Below are 18,109 nucleotides of genomic sequence, written 5' to 3'. Positions count from 1 at the left end.
GTTGGCGTTTCCGGGGGGCGGATTGCCGTGACCGCGAGGGCCCGAGGACGCCTCCACGCTGAGTGCCCTCCAGAGCGCCTCCGCCGAGGCCTGGATTTCCTCGTCGGGCACGTTCTCGCCCTGGCCCGCCCGGCGCCCGAGCTCTCCCAGCATGCCCCAGACGAGGCCCTCGTGGATGCGAGTCCGCCCCCGTGCGAAGGCGCCCTCTCGTTCACCCTGCGTCAGGACCGTGAGCACCTGTTCGCGCGTGGGGCCCCCGCGCGGCTCGGGCGTGCCGCTGCCATCCGTTGGAAACGGGTGCAGGAAAGTGAATCCAAACAGGTGGGGTTGTTGCAGCGCCCATGACGCCAGCTCCCACCAGAAGGAGAGGAAGACCTCGCGGAAGCCCGGCTGGCGGCGGTTGCCATCCGCCATCATGTACGCGACGCCCCCCACGTACGACAGCTCCCGTTCCGTGAGGTTCCTCACGGCCTGGGCGAAGCCCTGCTTGCTGCCGTATCGGCGATACATCGTACCGATGGAGATGCGCGCCGCCCGGGCCAGTTCCTCGGCTCGGACGTTGTCATAGCCCCGCTGAGACAGCAGCTCCGCCGCGTCGCGAAGCCCAAAGGCTCGGATGTGCTCCCGCGTGTACATGGACCCGTCCCCCTTCGTGGCGGCTGCCGCGTGGAAGGAACGTTCCTTCCACGCAGGCAGGTCTACAGGGAGGGGCTGACATGGCCGGGGCGTCAGCGTGTGCCGCTGGCCTTGGGGGTGTCCGTCGCGCCACCGCGTTCCAGCGAGCGGCGCGCCTCCTTGAGGATTTCGTCCTCGGGGAGTTGGTCGGTGCGCATGACCGACCGGTCGGCCTTGAGTTGCTGGACGTGGCCGTCGCGCAGTGCATGGAACTGCCCGGCCTTCTGATTGGGGAGCTTGGCCTCCGCGTCGACCCGCGCCTCGGTGAACATGGGCTTGAGTTTCCGCAGGGCACTGTCTTCCTTCACCCGGCCGACGAACCAATTCCGCACGTTCTCGCGGCACTTGTAATCCAGGTCGCCCGGGCTCTGGGTGGCCAGCATCACACCGATGCCCGCGGAGCGTGCGCGCTTGAGCAGGTCCTCCATGGGTTGTTTGGTGGCGGGCTTGCTGGTCGCGGGCAGATACATGTCTGCTTCATCGAACAGGAGCACCGCCTGGAGTTGGGAGGCGGGGTGCTGGCTGGCCCAGCGATTGGTTTCGAGCAGGAGCTGGGAGACCCAGAAGAGGACGCGCGACCGGTCGCCCAGGAACTTGGTGCTGATGATGCTCAGCCGGGTCTTTCCGGGCGTACTGGCCGCGCCGCGTCCGAGCAGTTCATCCACGTCGAGACGTTCGCCTCCCGCCGCCAGCAAGGGGCGGATGTTGAGGCGAAGGACTTCCAGGTCCTGGGCAAGCTTGGCGAAGGTTCTTGGGGGGAGGCCACCCGTTTCCTGTCGCAGGGATTCGTCCTGGTCGGCGACGAATTGTTGCACCATCTCCAATGTGAGTTCTCTGCCCAGTGGACGTTGAACGAGCAGTCGCAGGGCCTGGGTCAGCAGGGCTCGAGTGGCCCTGTCGCTGTTGCTGGTCTTGTACTCGAGCATGCCCGAGATGGCGTCGGATGCCTGCTGGACACCTTGCTCTCGGTCATCGGGGGCGAGTTCCTCGAGGCCTCTCGGGATGACGGGGATGGCGAGCGGTCGCCCATCCGACCGGCCCGGTGTGTAGAGCGCGATTTCGACGCGTTCACGCAGCAGGCGGCGGCGTTCGAGCAGCGTGGGGTCCGACAGGGGCTCTTCCCAGTCGCGTTCGCGGGCATACGCGGCGAGGTCGCCCTTCCGGTCGATGAGGATGGCGGGGATGCCTCGAAGGAGGAGTTGCTCCAGGATGTTGAGCGCCAGCGTCGTCTTGCCGCTGCCGGTGCCTCCGAGGAAGGCGCTGTGCCGCGTCAGCTCGGCGGAGGGGTCCAGCATCACCGGCTGGGAGAAGACGCCCTCCGAGGCGCCGATGCGCAGCGGGCCCGTGCGTGACTCGGAGGGCGCTGGTGCCGAGGGAGGGGCCGTGGGCCTTGTTCCGACAGCGCCCATGGGGTTTGGTGTGCCCTTGGCGGGAGTGGTCGTCCGCCCCGCCGTCAAGAACGGTGCAGCGGACGTCATGTTCTCCAGCGGGTCCTCAGCGACGTCGTCCGCTGACGCATGTCCAGTGGTCCCCTTCGTGGGTCCTCGGCGTGGCGAGGCGGCTGCCTCGTCCGTCATTTCCGTAGGGGCCTGCGCTGAAGCGCGTTCGTTGTTCTTCGCGGGCTTGTGGTTGGAAGACGTGCCTGCCTCGTCCAGGTCCTCGGGCTCGGCATGGGCCGAAGCGCGTTCGTTTCTCTTCGTGGGTTCCCGGAGTGAGGACGGGCTCGCCTCGTCCAGCGCTTCAGACTCGGCATTCGCTGAAGCACTTCCGTTTCGTTTCGAGGGTTTCCGGTGTGACGAGCTGTCCACCTCGTCCGTCATTGTCGCCCGGGTGTTCGCGGGTGCCCCGGGATTGGCGCCGGCTTGGAACTCGTCGGGGACCTGGACACCGCCGTAGGGAAGGGTGGTCGGTCCTTCGGGCATCGCCGCCTGTCCCTTCGCGGTGGAGGCCGACGCCGTGCCGCGGGCGCCGACCTGACCGAGCGCGGTCGCTGCATCGACCTTGCTCGCGGGCTTGTTGGCTTTCGGGCTGGACGGAGGCGGAGGGGCGTCGAGTTGTTCCAGTCCGAGGATGTCGTTCACGGACTTCAGCCGGGTGATGGGCTTGGCGGTGCGGCTCCACTCGATGAGCGCTGCCTCGCCCGCGTGCTTCTCTTCGAAGCTGCGCAGGGCCACGAGATCACGCAGCTCCGTGTCGCCCACGATGACCCGGCGGCCGCCCTTGCGGAGCAGGACGCCAATCTGGTCGGCGACGATGGTGCCCGTGGAGGAGGGGAACTCGGACGTCCGAACGAGGACGGGCGTCTTCCCCACGGCCTTCTTGAGCGCATCTGTCATCTGGCGGCCGAGTCCACCGCCGCGCGGGTTGCGGTCACACAGCGCGACGAGGAGCTTGCCGCCCTCGGGGTGGACCTGGACGTCCAGCATCTCGTTGTCCTTGGGCTTCACGTCGAAGCGGGGCGTGCCGCCCAGCTCGTTGCTGCCCGCTTCGATGGCCCAGGCGAGCAGGGCCGCGATGTCGGAGTCCTCCTCGGGCAGGTCCGCCTTGAACGCGGCGCGGAAGTCCGTCCAGAGCTGGTCCATGTTCGGCGTGTTCGGTGGGGGCGCTTCCGGGGGCTTCTTTGCGGCGGAGTTCGGGCGCTTGAGCGGAAACTCCGAGGGGAGCTTCTGGTCCTGGATGGCGCGGTCGCGGTAGCGGCGGCATTCGTTCAGGACGTCGCGGGCACGGTGTCCGCCGAGCACCTCGAAGCCTTTCGCCGAAAAGGGCCACGTCGGGTCCGTCCGGCTGACGGTGGCGCCGCGCTGTTCGAAGAGCGACTGCAGCCGCCGAGCCGCGAGGTCTCGGGCCGTGTCGGCCGTCACCGTTTGCTCCAGCACCACCGGCTCGGGGTCGTTCTCGATGCGGTCCACAATCGACCGGGTGAGGAGGGGCCCCATCTTCGCCCAGTAGTCGGAGAGGCAGCAGAACACCACGATGGAGCGAGGCACGCGGCTGGCGATGGCCGCGAGGCTGTTCATCGCGCGGCGGAACGAGCCTTCCATCTGCGGGCGCTGCTCGAAGTCGCTGACGTCCTCCACCTGGTCCACGCAGAGCACGAGCGCCTGCTCCAGCGCGCCCATCAGCCGTCCCAGATGCTCCACCATGCGCGCGGGTGCATCGTCGGCGGTGCGGGGAATCAGGTTGCCAATGACATTCCGGTCCGCCTGGGACAGCTCCTCGCAGCGCAGCCAGTGGAAGATTCGGCGGTTGAGGCGCGGGTCGCGGCGCTGCAGGTAGATGAGGGCTCTGAGCAGGTCCACCTCCACCTGTTGGAAGCGCGGGTCTCCGAGCAGCTCGTCCGCGACGGCCCGGATGGTGCCGTGGAGTTCCTCGTCCTCGAGGACCTTCTCGTCCGGGATGAGCGGGGCGAAGGCGCTGTTGCACTGAGCCATCAGTGCGTCCGACAGGTGCATCAGGCCGGTGTCGTCATCTTCGCCAGCCAGGTCGAAGGGCTTGTCCAGCGAGTCGATGAGGTTGGACAGGATGTAGCGGTCGTACTGCGCCGCATCGACGGTCATCGGCATGTAGCCGACGAAGCCCTTGCGCTCGCCGTGCGTGGTGTTGCGGAACGAGCGGACCAGGTGCGTCTTGCCACTGCCGGACTCGCCGAGGAGGAGCAACAGCTTGCCCGAATCCGGAGGTGAATCGGACGTGGCCCGGTCGAGCAGCCGCTTGAAGGCGCGGCGTGCCGGGGCGTTGAGGGCCTCCACGTCGAACGGGTCTGCCTGCCAGATGTGCTGGCCCTGTTCGACGCTGCTGAAGACCTCGCGGGTGTCGTTGAGGAAGATATCGAGTCGAGGGTCGTTGGCCACGGGACGCTCCTGGAAGACGGGCTAGACGACGACGAAGTGGAAGCTGGCGCCGAACGAGCGGACCTCGGATTCGGCGACGTCCTTGGGGTCCATGGCGGACACGAGGTCGGCCCGGGTCAGCGACAAGCGTCGGGTGCGGTTGGCCTCCAGCAGCGCGGTGTCGAAGGCCTCGCGGTCGCTCCACTCGGGTTGGAGGGCCTTCCAGACATGCGAGATGAAGACCTTGTTCAGGCCGAAGCGTCCCGTGGGCAATGCCCGGGCCACCGTGAGCACCTGCTCGGCGAAGGACTCCGGAGAGAATTGAGGAGGGGCCTCGGCCTCGGGCTCCTCGGACACGGCGTCCGGAACCGTGGGAGTGATGGTGATGACAGGCGTCGTCCGCACGGGGACGGAGGGCGCCGACGCCTCGGGCTCCCGTGTGGCCTTGGATGCGGCGCTCGGCGCTCGGGACGTTGCCTCGGGCTCCCGTGTGGCCTTGGATGCGGCGCTCGGCGCTCGGGACGTTGCCTCGGGCTCCCGCGTGGCCTTGGGCGCGGCGCTCTTCGTCACTGGCCCCGCGGGTGTGTGAGCCGGCTCGCTGGTTTCCACCTCGGCGTCCTCGGCGAGTGCCCACTGCCGTTGCAGGGACAGCCGCAGGGCCTCCGCGTCCGCGCGGGTGGCTCCGGCCGCGCGGGCCGCGAGCTGCTCCACGGCCTGGCCCGGGTCCTTCGTGTCCGCGCCCAGCAGCTTGCCGAGCAGGTGGGCCTGCACGGCGCTCAGCGTGAAGAGACGGTCCGTCTCCACCCCGAGCTGGCGCCACAACAGGCGGTCCCGCGTCTGCGCCAGGGTGAGACCTTCTTCAACGTCCAGCGCATGCGCCCGCTGGAGCGCGGCGGCCCGCACCCCGTCCGCATCCTTCATGCGGCCCAGCACGGCCTTCGTGGGCGGGAGGCCCAGGCTGTACGCCACCAGGTAGGTGGCCTTCAGCTTCCTCCAGGTGAGGCCGCGCGGCGGCTGCTCGAGCTTGAGGAATCGCAGCACCTGCGTCCGCCCGGCGGGCGTCAGCTCCAGGGCGCTGCGTGCGCGGGACGCGACCTTGCCCTGCTCCAGCAGCGCCTCCAGCAGCGATTCGAACCGGAGCTTCCACTCCGAGCGGCTGAGCTGGTGCTCCACGAAGGGCCGGAGCGCGGCTTCCAATTCCTTGCGCGTGCCACGGCGCTCGGAGCGAGTCATCAGCCATGCCAAGGCAATGCCTGAAAGGCGGTGGTCAGCGCTTCCCATTCGGTGTGTCCTTCCCGGTGAGCGCACCCCTGCGGGTGGCAATCAACGTGTCGAGGGTTTCGAGAATCTCTTCCAGCCGGGCCACCACGTCGTCCGCGAGGAAACGGACCACCCAGAAGCCCGCGCACTGGAGTGCGACGTCCTTGCGACGGTCCCTTCGGAAGCCGTCTGGATTGCGGAAGTGGAAATACCCGTCGATTTCCACCGCCAGACGCAGCTCGGTGCAGAGCAGGTCCACTTCCATGGACCGGGCACCCCGGCCCGGGTCCACCTTGCCGTTGAGGACGAAGAGCCCCCGGGTGCCCGCGTGCTCCTGGAGCCGGGCGTGCAGGAACTCTTCCGCCTTGCTGCGCGCCTGACCATCCGCGTCCGCGTAGACGGAGGCCATGGTCTGGACCGCCGAGTCGTAGAGCTGGACGACCTGCTCGGAGGCGCCTTCCTGCCGGAGCCGCGCGCGCGTGGTGGACACGGACGTACTGGCGGAGCCGGGTAGCTCCACCCCTGCCTGTGCCAGGTCCAGCCGCCCTTCCCTCAGCATGGCGAGGGCGTGGGACTCCTCCCGTTGCAGATGCTCGGCGAGGGTTTCGGGGGCGAGCACGCAGCCCGTCGTGAGCGCGGGCGCCGCGGCACACAGGGCCGCGGCCGTCCGGACCGCCCGGAAGTCGGAGGGCCCCGCCCTGACGCGGAGCGCCGGTGTGGTGCCCTCGGGGGCCAGCGCGAGCAACGCCTGGAGCGCCAGCAGCGGCGCGCGGGCAATGGCCTGTTGGACGGCCTCCGGCAACATCCCGGGCACCGGTGCCACGGGGGCCTCCAGGAGGGCCTGACACAGCTCCCAGGTGGCCTTGTGGCCATGGGGCGGCGTCAGCCCTTCCATCAGCACCTGGCGCTCACGGGCTGTCTTGCCTTGGAACCGCGGCGGCCGTCTCAGGCCCGCGGGCTGGACCCGGATGACGAAGGTCTCCGCGTCCTCCATCAGGTTCCTCTCCCGGACCAACGCCGAGGCCCAGGCGGTGACGACGCTCCGCACGTCATCGCCATCCACGATGACGACGCTCGTGCCTCGCCGTTGAATCCAGGCGGTCCAGACGGTCAGCGCTTGCTCGGGCGGACCGACGAGTGTGCTCAGTGTCGCAATGCCTTGCGCGCGCCTCTGTGCATGTCGGTCCAATGCGTCGAGAAGCGCTGCATCCAGTGATGGCTGCAAACGATTTCCCCCAAGGTCGCGTGGTGTTGGCCCTGCGCGATGGGTTGGAAGACTGCGCTTCTCACGGACTTCAATGCAACCCCCCGAGGGGGTATGGACAGATGCAATTCATTGTGCTGGGGCGGCTCGCTGAGTCAGTCATTACATCGCGAGGTCTTCCAAGCCCCAGTCGTGGCAACACCAGACAGTGACACGTTGACTCACGGGTCCTCGACGCCCAGGGCGGTGCGCAGCTCTGGCAGGCGCGCGAGGGGCACCGCGCCGAAGACGAAGCGATCGGGCCTCACCACGGCGATGTCCGCGCCATTCTGGCGGAACCACTCCGACAGCCTGCCGGTGTGGTCCTCCACGCCGTCTTCGTCCAGGCCCGGCACGCCCGCGGAGCGCACGGTGATGGCGCGCCCGCCCAGCGCGTCCGCCAGCTCGCGTCCCACCTCGCTGCCCATTCGGCAGCCTCGGCTCAGCACCGCGAAGCCCGGACCCAGGCTGTCATCCAGGAGGCGCTCCTCACCGGAGGCGAACCGGACGCGGGGCTGCGGAAGGTAGCTGCCCTCGGCGGCGTTGCGGCCCGAGCGGCGGCCGCCCAGCACCCACCCCTCTTCGATGGAGGGCGCTGGTTTGAGCGGGAAGCCCTCCACGAAACGGCGCGCGGAAGGAATCGCCTGGAGGCCCCGGAGCACCGTGTCTCGCACCCAGGCCATGGGTTTGCTGCGCGCGTTGAACACCGAGCCCAGGCGGGCCGTGGCGTCGAGCAGCGCGCGGACGTGGGGCCGGCGCTCGACGGTGTACGTGTCCAGCAGCGCCTCCGGGGCGCGCCCCTGGAGCACCCACGCCACCTTCCACGCGAGGTTCGCCGCGTCACGCAGGCCCGACACCAGGCCCTGGCCCAGGAAGGGCGGCATCAGGTGGGCCGCGTCTCCGGCGAGGAAGGTGCGGCCCACCCGCCAGTGCCGCGCCACCTCGGAACGGACGCTGTAGAGCTGCGCGCGCTCCACCTTCACCCGGTCCGGATTCACATACGGGCCAATCAGGCGGCGGATGGTGCCCGGCTGCATCATCTCCTCGCCCGTCTCTCCGGTGCGCAGGCGGAACTCCCAGCGGAACTGGCCCACGGGCCCGCGTCCGAGGAAGGCGGGCCGCTCCGGGTCGCAGACGACGTGGCACTCGGAAGGGGCGTCCTCCTCGGCCACGGTGCCGGAGATGGCAATCCAGGGCTCCTGCGCGCCCTGCTCCTCCAGGGGGACGCTCAGCAACGCGCGAACGGTGCTCCGCCCGCCGTCGCAGGCCACCAGGTAGCGGCAGTGCACCGCGCGCCGCGCGCCCGTGGTGGGCTCGCGGTAGCGCACGGTGACGCCCGCGCCGTCCTGCTCGAGCGCTTCCACGTCGGTGCCCGTGCGCAGCTCGGCGGCGGGGAAGCGCGAGAGCCCCTCGCGCAGCGCCCGCTCCAGCAGCGGCGGGTAGAAGAACCACATGGGCGTGTAGCCGAAGCCGGAGTCCACCTCGCCCAGTCGCACCTGCGCGATGGGCTGGCCCCCCACGCCGGTGAAGGTGACGTGCCGGCCCTGGCGCAGGCCGGGCTTCATCGCGTCGAGGAGGCCGGCCGCCTGGTAGATGCGCAGCGCCTCGTCGTCACAGGAGAAGGCGCGGGGTTGGCCGTGGGGCGCGTGCTCCCGTTCGAGGACGAGCACCCGCACGCCCTGCAGTCCCAGGAGGTTGGCGGTGAGGACGCCCACCGGCCCGCCTCCCACGATGACGACATCCACCTCCTCGACGTCCGCTGACATGGACTTCCCCCCGGAAGCAGGCCCGCTGGAGGGGAGTCTAACGTTCCGCGCCGCCCGCAGGGAGGATGGGTGCGGATTCCCGGAAGATGCGCAGGGTATCCGCCACGCTGTGGCGATATTCGAAGCCCGTGGCGTCCAGGAACCGGCGGTTGTCCACGACGATGGGGAAGCGCAGGTGGTCCAGCGCGCCCACGGACAGGCGCGGGAAGCCCGCCCGGCCCAGCAGCAGGGACAAGAGCGGCGCGGGCAATGGCACTCCCGTGCGGCCTGTCTCCCGGACGATGACGGACAGCGGAATCGGCGGGGGGCCCGCCAGATTGAAGATGCCCCGGACCTGCTTCTCCAGCGCGAGTGTCAACGCCGTGACGACGTCGTCCTCCTGGAGGACATGGAACAGCGGGTCATACCCGAGCACCAGGGGCACGCGCCGGCCCTTGAGGAAGGATGACAGCGTGCCCGTGCCCGGAGCGCCCAGCGTGTAGGGCAGGCGGAGGACCGCCGTCGTCATCTTCGGCAGCCGCCACAGCGCGGTGGCCGCATACAGGTCGGCGGCCACCAGGTCCGCCAGCTCGGGGATGGCCTCCAGCGCGCGGGGGGGCTCGTCCTCGGAGTGGTACAGCGGCGAGTCCGGCGCCGCGCCGTAGAAGGTGTGCCGCCCCACGAAGAGGACCTGCTTCACCCCGTGGGCCGCGCAGTGGTCGAACACCGCCTTGGTGCCGTCCAGGTTGATGCGCCCGCGCTCCTTGCCCGGCACGGTGAAGGCGGTGACGGTGGCCATGTGCACCACGGCCTCGGGCCGCCAGCGCCGGAACACATCCTCCGCGGCGCGCTTGCGCACATCGCCGCGGTACACCTGGATGCCGGCCTCGCCCGCCTCCGGCCAGGGCCGGGTGTCGATGCCCGCCACCTGATGTCCGCGCGCGTGCAGGTGCAGCGCGAGCTGGCGGGCAATGCCTCCGGAGATGCCAGGAATCAGCACCCTCATGGCAGCAGCTTCCTTCCGAGCCGGCGGCTGTGCCGCTGCGCGCGGCCCTGTTCGATGAGGCCCGCGATGCGCTGCTTCACCTTCTCCACATAGCCCTCGATGACGTGGTCCTCCTCGTCCCCGGTGCCGTGGAAGACGAGGGGCTCTCCGTAATGGATGTCCAGTTGCACCGGCATGGGCAGCGGCAGCAGGTACGGCGTCAGCGGCACGTAGGGCACGCCGAGCAGCTTGCCCAGGGTGTACGCGTTGAACACCGTGGGGACGGCCGACCCGCCGCCCAGGAAGGCGAAGGGGATGATGGGGGAGCGCGTCTGGAGCGCGAGGCGGACGAAGCCTGTGCCGAAGTCCACCAACGAGTAGCGCTCGTTGTAGAGCTTGGCCGTCCCGCGGGCGCCCTCGGGGAAAATCATGAGCAGCCGGTCATCCTCCAGCAGCCGCTTGGCGTGCTCGGGCAGGCCAATGAACTGGCCGGTGCGGCTGGCCCACAGGGAGGAGACGGGGAAGTTGTGGAGGAAGCGTTCCACCATGCCCTGCGCCAGGCGGGGTGGGTCCATCTCCAGCATGGTGGAGGTGAGCACCATGGCGCCGTCCACCGCCACGCCGCCGGAGTGGTTGCCCACCAGCATTGCGCGGCCCCTGGGGGGGATGTTCTCCGCGCCGTAACAGCGCACCCGGAAGTAGTAGCGGTAGATGGCGCCAAAGACGCGCAGCGCGTGTTTCACATGGGACTTGGAGATGCCGTACGGGTCAACGCCGAATTCGTTGAACGGCAATTCCAGCCGGTCCACCCGGGCATCCAATGAGTCGGTCAGGGCCACGTCTGGCACCGTAGCATTCCGGCGCGTTTCGCCCCTCGGGTTTCCACACGGGGTTCGTTGGGCTCCCTCCGGGTGTTGGGCCATACTCGCGCGCGCTCCCCCAGGGCCCTCTGCATGACACACCCGGACGAACTCGCCATCGAGGTGAAGGGATTGGTCAAACGCTTCGGCGACGTCACCGCCGTGGACGGCATTGACCTGGACATCCGCCGAGGCGAGTGCGTGGGCCTGCTCGGCCCCAACGGCGCGGGCAAGACGACCACCGTGGAAATCCTCGAAGGTCTGCAACCGGCGACCTCGGGCGACGTCCGCCTCCTGGGGCTGCGCTGGGCGACGGACGCCGCGGTGCTGCGGCAGCGCATTGGCATGACGCTCCAGGAGACGCGGCTGGTGGACCAGCTCAAGGTGGAGGAGATGGTGAAGCTGTTCGCCTCCTTCTATCCCCGGCCCCTGCCGGTGGAGACGCTCATCGGGATGGTGCAACTGGGGGAGAAGCGCGAGGCGCGGGTGGGCAAGCTGTCCGGAGGGCAGAAGCAGCGGCTGGCCCTGGCGCTCGCGCTGGCGGGGGACCCGGACGTGCTCTTCCTGGACGAGCCGACCACCGGCCTGGACCCCCAGTCGCGCCGCTCGCTGTGGGACGTGGTGACGCAGCTCAAGGCGCGCGGGCGCACGGTGGTGTTGACCACGCATTACATGGACGAGGCCGAGGTGCTGTGCGACCGGCTGGTCATCATCGACCGGGGCCGGGTGATTGCGCGCGGGACGCCGCGGGACATCATCACCTCGCTGGGGGCGGAGCAGGTCATCGAGCTGGAGGCGGAGCCCTCGCCCGACCTGGAGCGGCTGCGCCCGCTGGCCTCGGTGGTGGCGGTGCAGCGCCACTCGGGCCGCATCACCGTGCGGGTGAAGGCGCTGCACCTGGCGCTCCCAGAGGTGCTGCGCGAGGTGGCGGCGGGCGGCGGTGAACTGCGGCACCTGTCCACCCGGCGCCCCACGCTGGATGACGTCTTCATCGACATGACGGGCCGCTCGCTGCGCGAGTCCGCGGAAGAGAAGGCGGCCTGATGAACGCGCTGGGGCAGTTGATGCTGATGCGGCTGCGCATGCTGCTGCGCCAGCCGGAGGTGCTGTTCTGGACGTTCCTCTTCCCCCTGGTCACCTCGGTGATGCTGGGGCTCGCGTTCCGCAATGACACGCTGGGCCCGGTGCGGGTCGCCGTGGCGGAGGGGCCGGGGGCGCAGGCCCTGGTGGAGAAGCTGAAGGACGTCCCGGAGCTGTCGGCCGGAATCGAAAGCGAGGCGGCGGCGCGCAGGCGGCTGGCGCGCGGACAGCTCGCGTTGGTGCTGCTGCCCGGAGAGACGCCCGAGGCCCTGGTGGACCCCAGCCAGCAGGATGGCCGCACCGCGCGGTTGTTGGTGGCGCGGGCGTTGGCGGCGGCTCCGCCGGATGCGGACGCGTCCTTGAAGTCCACGCCCGTGTCCGAGCCCGGGAACCGCTACATCGACTTCCTCATCCCCGGGTTGCTCGGGCTGTCGTTGATGTCCAACAGCTTGTGGGTGGTGGCGGGCTCGCTGGTGAGCATGCGCGGAGGCCGGCTGCTGAAGCGGCTGTCCGCGACGCCCATGCGCCGCTCCCACTTCTTCCTGTCCTTCATGCTGGCGCGGTCGGTGTTCGCGCTGGTGGAGGTCCTGTTCTTCTGCGCCTTCGCCCGGTGGCTCTTCGGCGTGCCCATGTTCGGCAGCTACGCCACGTTGACCCTGGTGGGGCTGGTGGGCTCGCTGTGCTTCGCCGCGCTGGGGGTGCTGGTGTCCATCCGGGCGCGGAGCGAGGAGTCCATGGGGGGACTCGTCAACCTCGTGTCCATGCCGATGATGTTCCTGTCTGGCGTCTTCTTCGCGTCGGACAACTTCCCGTCATGGCTGCAGCCCGTCATCGCCTTGCTGCCGCTGACGGCTGTCAACGACTCCCTGCGAGCCGTCATGTTGGATGGCGCGGGACTCCTGTCGCTGGCCACGCCCATGGCGGTGCTGGCCGCGTGGACCGTGCTGCCGCTGGTGCTGGCCCTTCGCTTGTTCCGCTGGACGTAAAGGAGCGCTGCTTCGTGTCCGAATCCACTCCCGCGCCGTCTCCCGCCTTCGTGCAGCAGCTCAACTTCCACGCGCGCGACGCCAGCAATGAGGCCGCGGCGCTCCAGGCCGCCGTGTCGCTCGGTCTCTTCGAGCACCTGCCGGAAGCAGGCACCGCCGAGCCGGCTTCGCTGGCCGCGCTGGTGAAGCAGGTGGGTGGGGCTTCGCGGGGCGTGCGCGCCGTCGTGGAGCCCCTGGTGGCCCTGGGCTTCATCCACTTGGAGGACGGCCGAGGGTACGTGTTGCCCCCGGCGACCGCGGCCTTCCTTCGAGACGCGGCCTTCGTCGCCGGGCTGAGGGAGGCGCGGCGCTGGTGGCATGTCCTGGCGCTGCTGCCCCAGGCCGTGCGCGGCGGCGCGCCCGTGACGTGGGATGGGGTGGAGTGGGACTTGCTCGGCGCCTACCGCGCGCTGTTCCTGGCGCCACCGCCGTCGTTCCCGAACGCGGAGGCCCGGGACTTCCACGACCGGTTCGCGCGCAACCCCGCGCGCACGCTGGCGCTGGTGGCGAGCGCGGAGCTGGGCGTGCTGGCTCGGCTCGTCCAAGGGGCCTCGCCGCTGGACGTGCTCGCGCGGGAGGTGGACGCGGTGCCGGAGGCGCTGGCGGTGCTGCTCGGCACCCTGGCGGCGATGGGGATTGCCCAGGAGCGGGAGGGCGGCTGGGGGCTGACGGAGGCCGCTGGGCGCGCGCTGGACGCGCAGAGCCTTCCGTACTTCCAGCGGGCGCTGCCCGCGACCCTGGCCTACTGGGAGGCGCTGGGTCACCTGGACGAGGCGGTGCGCGAGCAGCGCTTCCGGTTGGACCTGCGGGAGCCCGAGACGGCGCGGCGCATCTACCAGGAGAACGCCTCGCGCATCTCCAGCATCTTCGCCTCGCACCTGCGGTTGAGCCGGCAGGCGGCTGCGTTGGTGCGCAAGATGCGTCCGCTGGCGGAGGCGCGGGTGCTGGACGTGGGCACTGGCTCGGGCGTGTGGGGCGCGGCCTTCGGGCTGGCGGACCCGTCCTCGCATGTCACCTACCTGGACTCGCCGCACGTGCTGGACGCGGTGCGCCCGCATCTGGCGAAGCTGAAGCTGGAGGCGCGCTCGCGGCTGTGGGCGGGGGACTGCCTGTCGGTGGACTACGGCGAGTCCTGCTTCGACGTCATCCTGCTGCCGCAAATCATCCCCGCGCTGCCTCCGGCGGAGCTGCCTGGTTTCTTCGCCAGGCTGGCGCGTGCGTTGAAGCCCGGGGGCTTGCTGCTCATCTCCGGCTATCTGCTGACGGACCGCCGTGACGGTCCGTTGGACGCGCTCTATTTCTCGCTGCGCCGGTATGTGACGAACGAGGGCGACGTCCTGTCGCTCCCGGAGTTCCGCGCGCTGTTGGCGCCGGTGGGCCTCACCGAAGCGCGCGGCTTCGACATGCCCATCCAGCAGGTCGTCATCGCTCACCGTGGCGATGTCGCGTGGGCCGACGCCGCCTCCTCGGGGTGACTCGCGCGGGGGGCCCCGCCATCCCGCGTGTCGTCATCGCGCACCGTGGCGATGTCGCGTGGGCCGACGCCGCCTCCTCGGGGTGACTCGCGCGGAGGTCGACGCGCGGCTTCAAAGCGCGAGCGTTCCGGGGCCGCGCTGGCCTGGGCACGGCCCCGGCGTGGCTCAGGCGCCGCGGGCCTCCGTGCTGGCCGGGCGGGCCTCGGACTCCGTGGACGCGAGCTGGCTCGGGAGCGTCACGCCCGGGCGGGCGGCGAAGATGAGCTCCTGCGTCGGCAGGGGGATGCAGACCGACTGCGTCAGGCCCACGGCCGACAGCAGTTGTGCGTACTCGGACGCGGACAGCAGGTCGCCCTCGTTCGTCATGAAGCGCCGCAGCCCGAAGTAGAGGTGGTCCAGCGGCCCGTCGCGGCGCTCGTTGAGCACATACTCCGCGATGAGCAGCACGCCGCCGGGCCGGAGCGCCTTCGCCACGCGGGCGAAGAGGCCAGGCAGCATGTCCGGGAGCAGCACATTGAGGACCTGGGGGAGGATGATGACGTCGAAGTCCGCCTCCCCGAAGTCATGGGTGAAGAGGTTGCCCGGCCACAGCCGCGCCCGGTCCGACACCTTCAGCGCCTGGACGTTGCGCTGCACCTGTTCGAGCACGACAGCCTGGTCGAAGTAGGTGACATGGGTGGTGGGCGTGGCCCTGGCGAAGGCCGAGCCCCACACGCCCGAGCCCGTCCCGATGTCGAGAACCTGGGCGCCGTCCAAGGGACGTGTCTGCGCCAGCGTCGTAGCGGCGCGGCGGCTGAGCTGGAAGTGCGAGGCGAACACCGCCGTGAGCTGGTTCGAGTTGTCCGCGTAGAAGCTCTGGCTCACCTCGGGATTCTTCAGGTCCAGGATGAAGCGCTCATGGCGCACCGTCTCCTCCAGGCGTCCCAGCGCCTCCCAGTAGCGCGCCGAGACAGTCAGCGAGCGCACCAGGTACGCCAGGGCCTTGCCGTCCAAAAGCTGTCGCGCTGGCGGAGTCAGCGACCACGCGCCGCCGTCTTCCCGCACCAGCTCCATCCGAGCCAGGACGTCGAGCAGCACGCGCAGTCCCTGGGGGCTCGTCTGCGTGAGTGTGCCCAGCGCCTCCACGGTGCGGGGCGCCGAGGCCAGTTGCTCCAGCACGCCCATCCGGCCCGCGGTGACGAGCACCTGGTGACGGGGCGCGCTGCGAGCGAAGCGGTCGAAGAAGTCCTCCGCCTCGGGCGAATCGGTGGTCGCCGGCGCGTCCAGGAAGAGCGCCTGGAGGTGGCCCAGCACATCCCAGTCCCGCCCGGCGTGCGCGACAGGGCCTCCCTGTTTCACGGCTGTATCCAACAGCCCGTGCGGCTCCCACCAGGGCAGCTCCGCCGAGAGCCTTTGCTGGAAAGGCTCGCTCCGGAGAATGCCGGCGGTCTGCGCGGACAAGGCGAAGCGCCGTGCGTCATCCATGTGCACGAAGCCCATGCTCGTGAGCATCTCCAGCAGGGCCCGGAGCCCTCGCGTCGAGACGGCGAGCGCCTGCGTCAACACATCGAGGGGCTTGGGTGTATCGCTGCCTTCCACGGGGAGTGCGTCGAACAGGCCCAGCCGGAGCGAGGCTTGAAGGAGCGCGGACTCATTGGAGGCGTTGCGGGCCCAGAAGTGGAGTGATTGCGCCAGGGGGGCTCTCGGGCTCGACGTCATGCACGGCAGCTTCAACCCTTCGCGTCCGTGGGCGCAACGGGGTGGGGCGGCTTGCCTCACCTGGAAGGGTTCTTTATCGTCCTGCTCCCTGCTGTCCGGTTGATTGTGCCTGCGGGCACCGGGTCCACGGCCTGTGGGGCGCCCGCATCACGAGGAGTCGTCGGTGGCGCTGGTGTCTTTCGCCTTCCACGGTGTGCTGGCCCGGCCGCGGAGTTGGGTGGTGGGGCTGCTGGCCGCGGGCAGTGCGCTCCTGCTCACACTGGGCGTCGCGCTGGTGGGCGGCATCTCTGACGGGACGCGTCGCAGTCTCATCGAGAGTGGAACGGGCGACCTCCAGCTCTACAACGCCACCTCCACGGGGACACCGGTGGTGGTGCAGGACTCCGGGGGAGCACCCGAGCTCCAGCCCATTCCCGACTTCGCCCAGGTGGAGGCCCGGGTGCGCGCCGTGGACGGCGTGCGCGAGGTGGTGCCGCTCGAGGTGGGCGGGGCCTGGGTGTTTCGCGGCAACTACCTGGACGAGAAGCTGTCTTCCATTCGCGCGGTGGCGCGCGAGCCCGCCACCGCGGCGCGCGAGGCCCGGCTGGCGGTGTTGGGCGCGGACCTGGAGCGCACCTTGCGTGACGTGGTGCGTGATGACGGCCGGCGGGCGGAGGCCTTCGCGTTCCTGAAAGAGGAAGAGGCGCGGGAGGACCGGCAGGCGTTGGAGGCGGTGGCGGAGCCGGCGTTCTGGGAGCGCTTCCGGACCGAGCCGCTGGAGACGCTGGAGTACCTGGAGAACCGCGTGGCGAGGCAGGTGGGCGAGGGGGCCTCCATCGACGTGGAGTTCCTGGCCTCGGACCTGGCGCTGTTTCCCCGCGCTTTTCCCCGCTTCGAGCTCGTCAGTGGCAGCCTGCCGCCGCCAGGTCAGCGGGGCTTGATGTTGGGGCAGGGCCTCTACGAGCAGCACTTCAAGCTCCCCGTGGCGGCGCTGCTGGACACGCTGCATCGCGAGCGCTCGCGCGGGGCCACCTTCGCGCAGGACGAATCCCTGCGCACCGTGGCGGAGCGCTGCCTCGTCGAGCTGCCGGACCTGCTGGCGCGTCTGGACGCGGAGCGCTCCCAGGCCGTGGCCCAGGCCCTGGGCACGCTGCTGGGCCATCCGGGCGAGGTGGAGCCGCTGCTGCGCGAGTTCCTCACGCTGGACGACGCCAACTTCGATGCGCGCTACCAGCAGTTCCAGGAGGTGCTGGCGCCGCACCTGCCGCTGTACCGCGTGCGGCCCGGGGACACGTTGGTCCTGATGAGCCCCAATGGCTCGCTGGGTGTCACGGGCGTGCCGGTGCGGGTGTGGGGGACGTTCCGCTTCAAGGGCCTGGGCGGGGACCTCAGCCGCGTGAATTCGCTCGGGCTCCTGGACCTGGTCACCGCGCGCTTCCTCGCCAACCGGAGGACGCAGGCGGAGGACGATGAGGTCCGGAAGGATGTCGAGGCGCTCGGCCTGGCCCAGCCCATGGCGCCCACGGACCTCGCGCTGCAGCCCGCGGCCATCATCGAGGTGCCAGAGGCTGGCGCTCAGGAGGGCTCGGGGGCGGCGCCTCCGGTCTTCGCTCGGCACGAGGCCTTTCCCGAGCACTTCACCCCCGAAACGCTGCGAGGCGGCGGCATCCTTCAGGCGGCGCTGGTGCTCGAGACGGGCGCGGACGCGGACGCCGTCGCGGAGCGCATCGACGCGCTGGCGAAGGAGACCGGCGCACCGCTGGCGACGGTGGACTGGTCCGAGGCGGGAGGCCTGCTCGCGGGCGTGGTGGGCATCACCCAGGTGGTGCTGCTGGCGCTGGCCGCGCTGATGTCGCTGTTCGTGGTGATGGTCTCCGGGAGCACGCTGCTGCTGCTGGCGCGGGAGCGGGTGGGCGAGGTGGGGACGCTGCGAGCGGTGGGCATGCAGCGCCGGGAGGTGTTCACGGTGCTGCTGTGCGAGGGCCTGCTCTTGGGCGTGCTGGGCGCGGGCCTGGGGGTGGGGCTCGGCGTCGCGCTGCTGCGGCTGGTGGTGGGCCAGGGCATCCCGGTCCGAGACGAGTCGCTCCAGGTCTTCATGGGTGGAAATGTGCTGATGCCTCAACTGTCCGCCACGGCCGGGTTGGTGGTGGTGGCGGTGGTGGGCGCGGTGGTGGTGGCAGCCTCGCTGGTGCCCGCGTGGCGTGGCAGCGCGGTGCTCCCCATCGAGGCCATGCGGAAGCGGGAGGACTGACGC

Annotated in this window: 11 protein-coding genes and 1 pseudogene; 4 read left to right on the top strand and 8 right to left on the bottom strand. The window is 70.2% G+C overall.

Annotated elements, in window-relative coordinates; translation table 11 throughout:
* Positions 1 to 477 precede the first annotated feature (477 nt).
* From A176_RS40630 to A176_RS26120, 7 genes and pseudogenes are all read right to left on the bottom strand, one after another.
* Positions 478 to 636, bottom strand: a pseudogene (locus A176_RS40630) (helix-turn-helix domain-containing protein); the annotation flags it as partial.
* A 92-nt stretch (positions 637 to 728) separates the two neighbouring features.
* Positions 729 to 4,526 (bottom strand): helicase HerA domain-containing protein, encoded by a 3,798-nt coding sequence (locus A176_RS40225; protein ID WP_002638240.1) that lies wholly within the window; start codon positions 4,524 to 4,526, stop codon positions 729 to 731.
* Between the two features lie 21 nt (positions 4,527 to 4,547).
* Positions 4,548 to 5,738, bottom strand: a complete 1,191-nt coding sequence (locus A176_RS40220; RefSeq protein ID WP_226993990.1) for a hypothetical protein — start codon at positions 5,736 to 5,738, stop codon at positions 4,548 to 4,550.
* Between the two features lie 34 nt (positions 5,739 to 5,772).
* Positions 5,773 to 6,828 carry an endonuclease domain-containing protein gene (locus A176_RS26135; RefSeq protein WP_002638238.1) on the bottom strand — a complete coding sequence of 352 codons (1,056 nt, stop codon included), beginning with the start codon at positions 6,826 to 6,828 and terminating at the stop codon, positions 5,773 to 5,775.
* A 362-nt stretch (positions 6,829 to 7,190) separates the two neighbouring features.
* Positions 7,191 to 8,774, bottom strand: coding sequence for a bifunctional 3-(3-hydroxy-phenyl)propionate/3-hydroxycinnamic acid hydroxylase (locus A176_RS26130; protein WP_002638237.1), 1,584 nt, complete (start codon positions 8,772 to 8,774; stop codon positions 7,191 to 7,193).
* Positions 8,775 to 8,811: 37 nt separating this feature from the next.
* Positions 8,812 to 9,759, bottom strand: coding sequence for an NAD-dependent epimerase/dehydratase family protein (locus A176_RS26125; protein WP_002638236.1), 948 nt, complete (start codon positions 9,757 to 9,759; stop codon positions 8,812 to 8,814).
* The gene (locus A176_RS26120) at positions 9,756 to 10,577 is read right to left on the bottom strand and encodes a lysophospholipid acyltransferase family protein (protein ID WP_044889491.1); all 822 of its coding nucleotides are present in this window, start codon (positions 10,575 to 10,577) and stop codon (positions 9,756 to 9,758) included. The genes A176_RS26125 and A176_RS26120 overlap by 4 nt, the downstream gene beginning before the upstream one ends.
* A gap of 114 nt (positions 10,578 to 10,691) precedes the next feature.
* Between A176_RS26120 and A176_RS26115 the strand changes: the two genes are divergently transcribed.
* The 3 genes from A176_RS26115 to A176_RS26105 are packed head-to-tail and all read left to right on the top strand — an operon-like array spanning position 10,692 to position 14,178.
* Entirely contained in the window at positions 10,692 to 11,642 is a 951-nt protein-coding gene (locus A176_RS26115; RefSeq protein WP_002638234.1) for an ABC transporter ATP-binding protein, read from the top strand.
* Positions 11,642 to 12,664, top strand: coding sequence for an ABC transporter permease (locus tag A176_RS26110; RefSeq protein ID WP_002638233.1), 1,023 nt, complete (start codon positions 11,642 to 11,644; stop codon positions 12,662 to 12,664). The genes A176_RS26115 and A176_RS26110 overlap by 1 nt, the downstream gene beginning before the upstream one ends.
* A 14-nt stretch (positions 12,665 to 12,678) precedes the next feature.
* Positions 12,679 to 14,178, top strand: coding sequence for a class I SAM-dependent methyltransferase (locus A176_RS26105; RefSeq protein ID WP_002638232.1), 1,500 nt, complete (start codon positions 12,679 to 12,681; stop codon positions 14,176 to 14,178).
* A gap of 165 nt (positions 14,179 to 14,343) precedes the next feature.
* Here the strand turns inward: A176_RS26105 and A176_RS26100 are convergent, their stop codons facing one another.
* A complete protein-coding gene (locus A176_RS26100) occupies positions 14,344 to 15,876 on the bottom strand; it encodes a class I SAM-dependent methyltransferase (RefSeq protein WP_002638231.1) in 1,533 nt (510 codons plus the stop codon).
* 163 nt (positions 15,877 to 16,039) lie between these two features.
* On the opposite strand from A176_RS26100, the gene A176_RS26095 reads away from it, so the two are divergent.
* On the top strand, positions 16,040 to 18,106 hold the full coding sequence (locus A176_RS26095) for an FtsX-like permease family protein (protein WP_002638230.1): 2,067 nt from the start codon (positions 16,040 to 16,042) through the stop codon (positions 18,104 to 18,106).
* The last annotated feature ends 3 nt before the right edge of the window (positions 18,107 to 18,109 follow it).

This window comes from Myxococcus hansupus (assembly GCF_000280925.3).
GTDB lineage: Bacteria > Myxococcota > Myxococcia > Myxococcales > Myxococcaceae > Myxococcus > Myxococcus hansupus.
Note: the sequence above shows the minus strand (reverse complement) of the source record. Positions and strands in the feature narration are given on the sequence as shown.

Bases quoted from the DNA above. Each gene is read 5' to 3' on its own strand.
- A176_RS26110 (WP_002638233.1), top strand. From the start codon at position 11,642: ATGAACGCGCTGGGGCAGTTGATGCTGATGCGGCTGCGCATGCTGCTG.
- A176_RS40220 (WP_226993990.1), bottom strand. From the start codon at position 5,738: ATGACTCGCTCCGAGCGCCGTGGCACGCGCAAGGAATTGGAAGCCGCG.
- A176_RS26115 (WP_002638234.1), top strand. From the start codon at position 10,692: ATGACACACCCGGACGAACTCGCCATCGAGGTGAAGGGATTGGTCAAA.
- A176_RS26100 (WP_002638231.1), bottom strand. From the start codon at position 15,876: ATGACGTCGAGCCCGAGAGCCCCCCTGGCGCAATCACTCCACTTCTGG.
- A176_RS26130 (WP_002638237.1), bottom strand. From the start codon at position 8,774: ATGTCAGCGGACGTCGAGGAGGTGGATGTCGTCATCGTGGGAGGCGGG.
- A176_RS26125 (WP_002638236.1), bottom strand. From the start codon at position 9,759: ATGAGGGTGCTGATTCCTGGCATCTCCGGAGGCATTGCCCGCCAGCTC.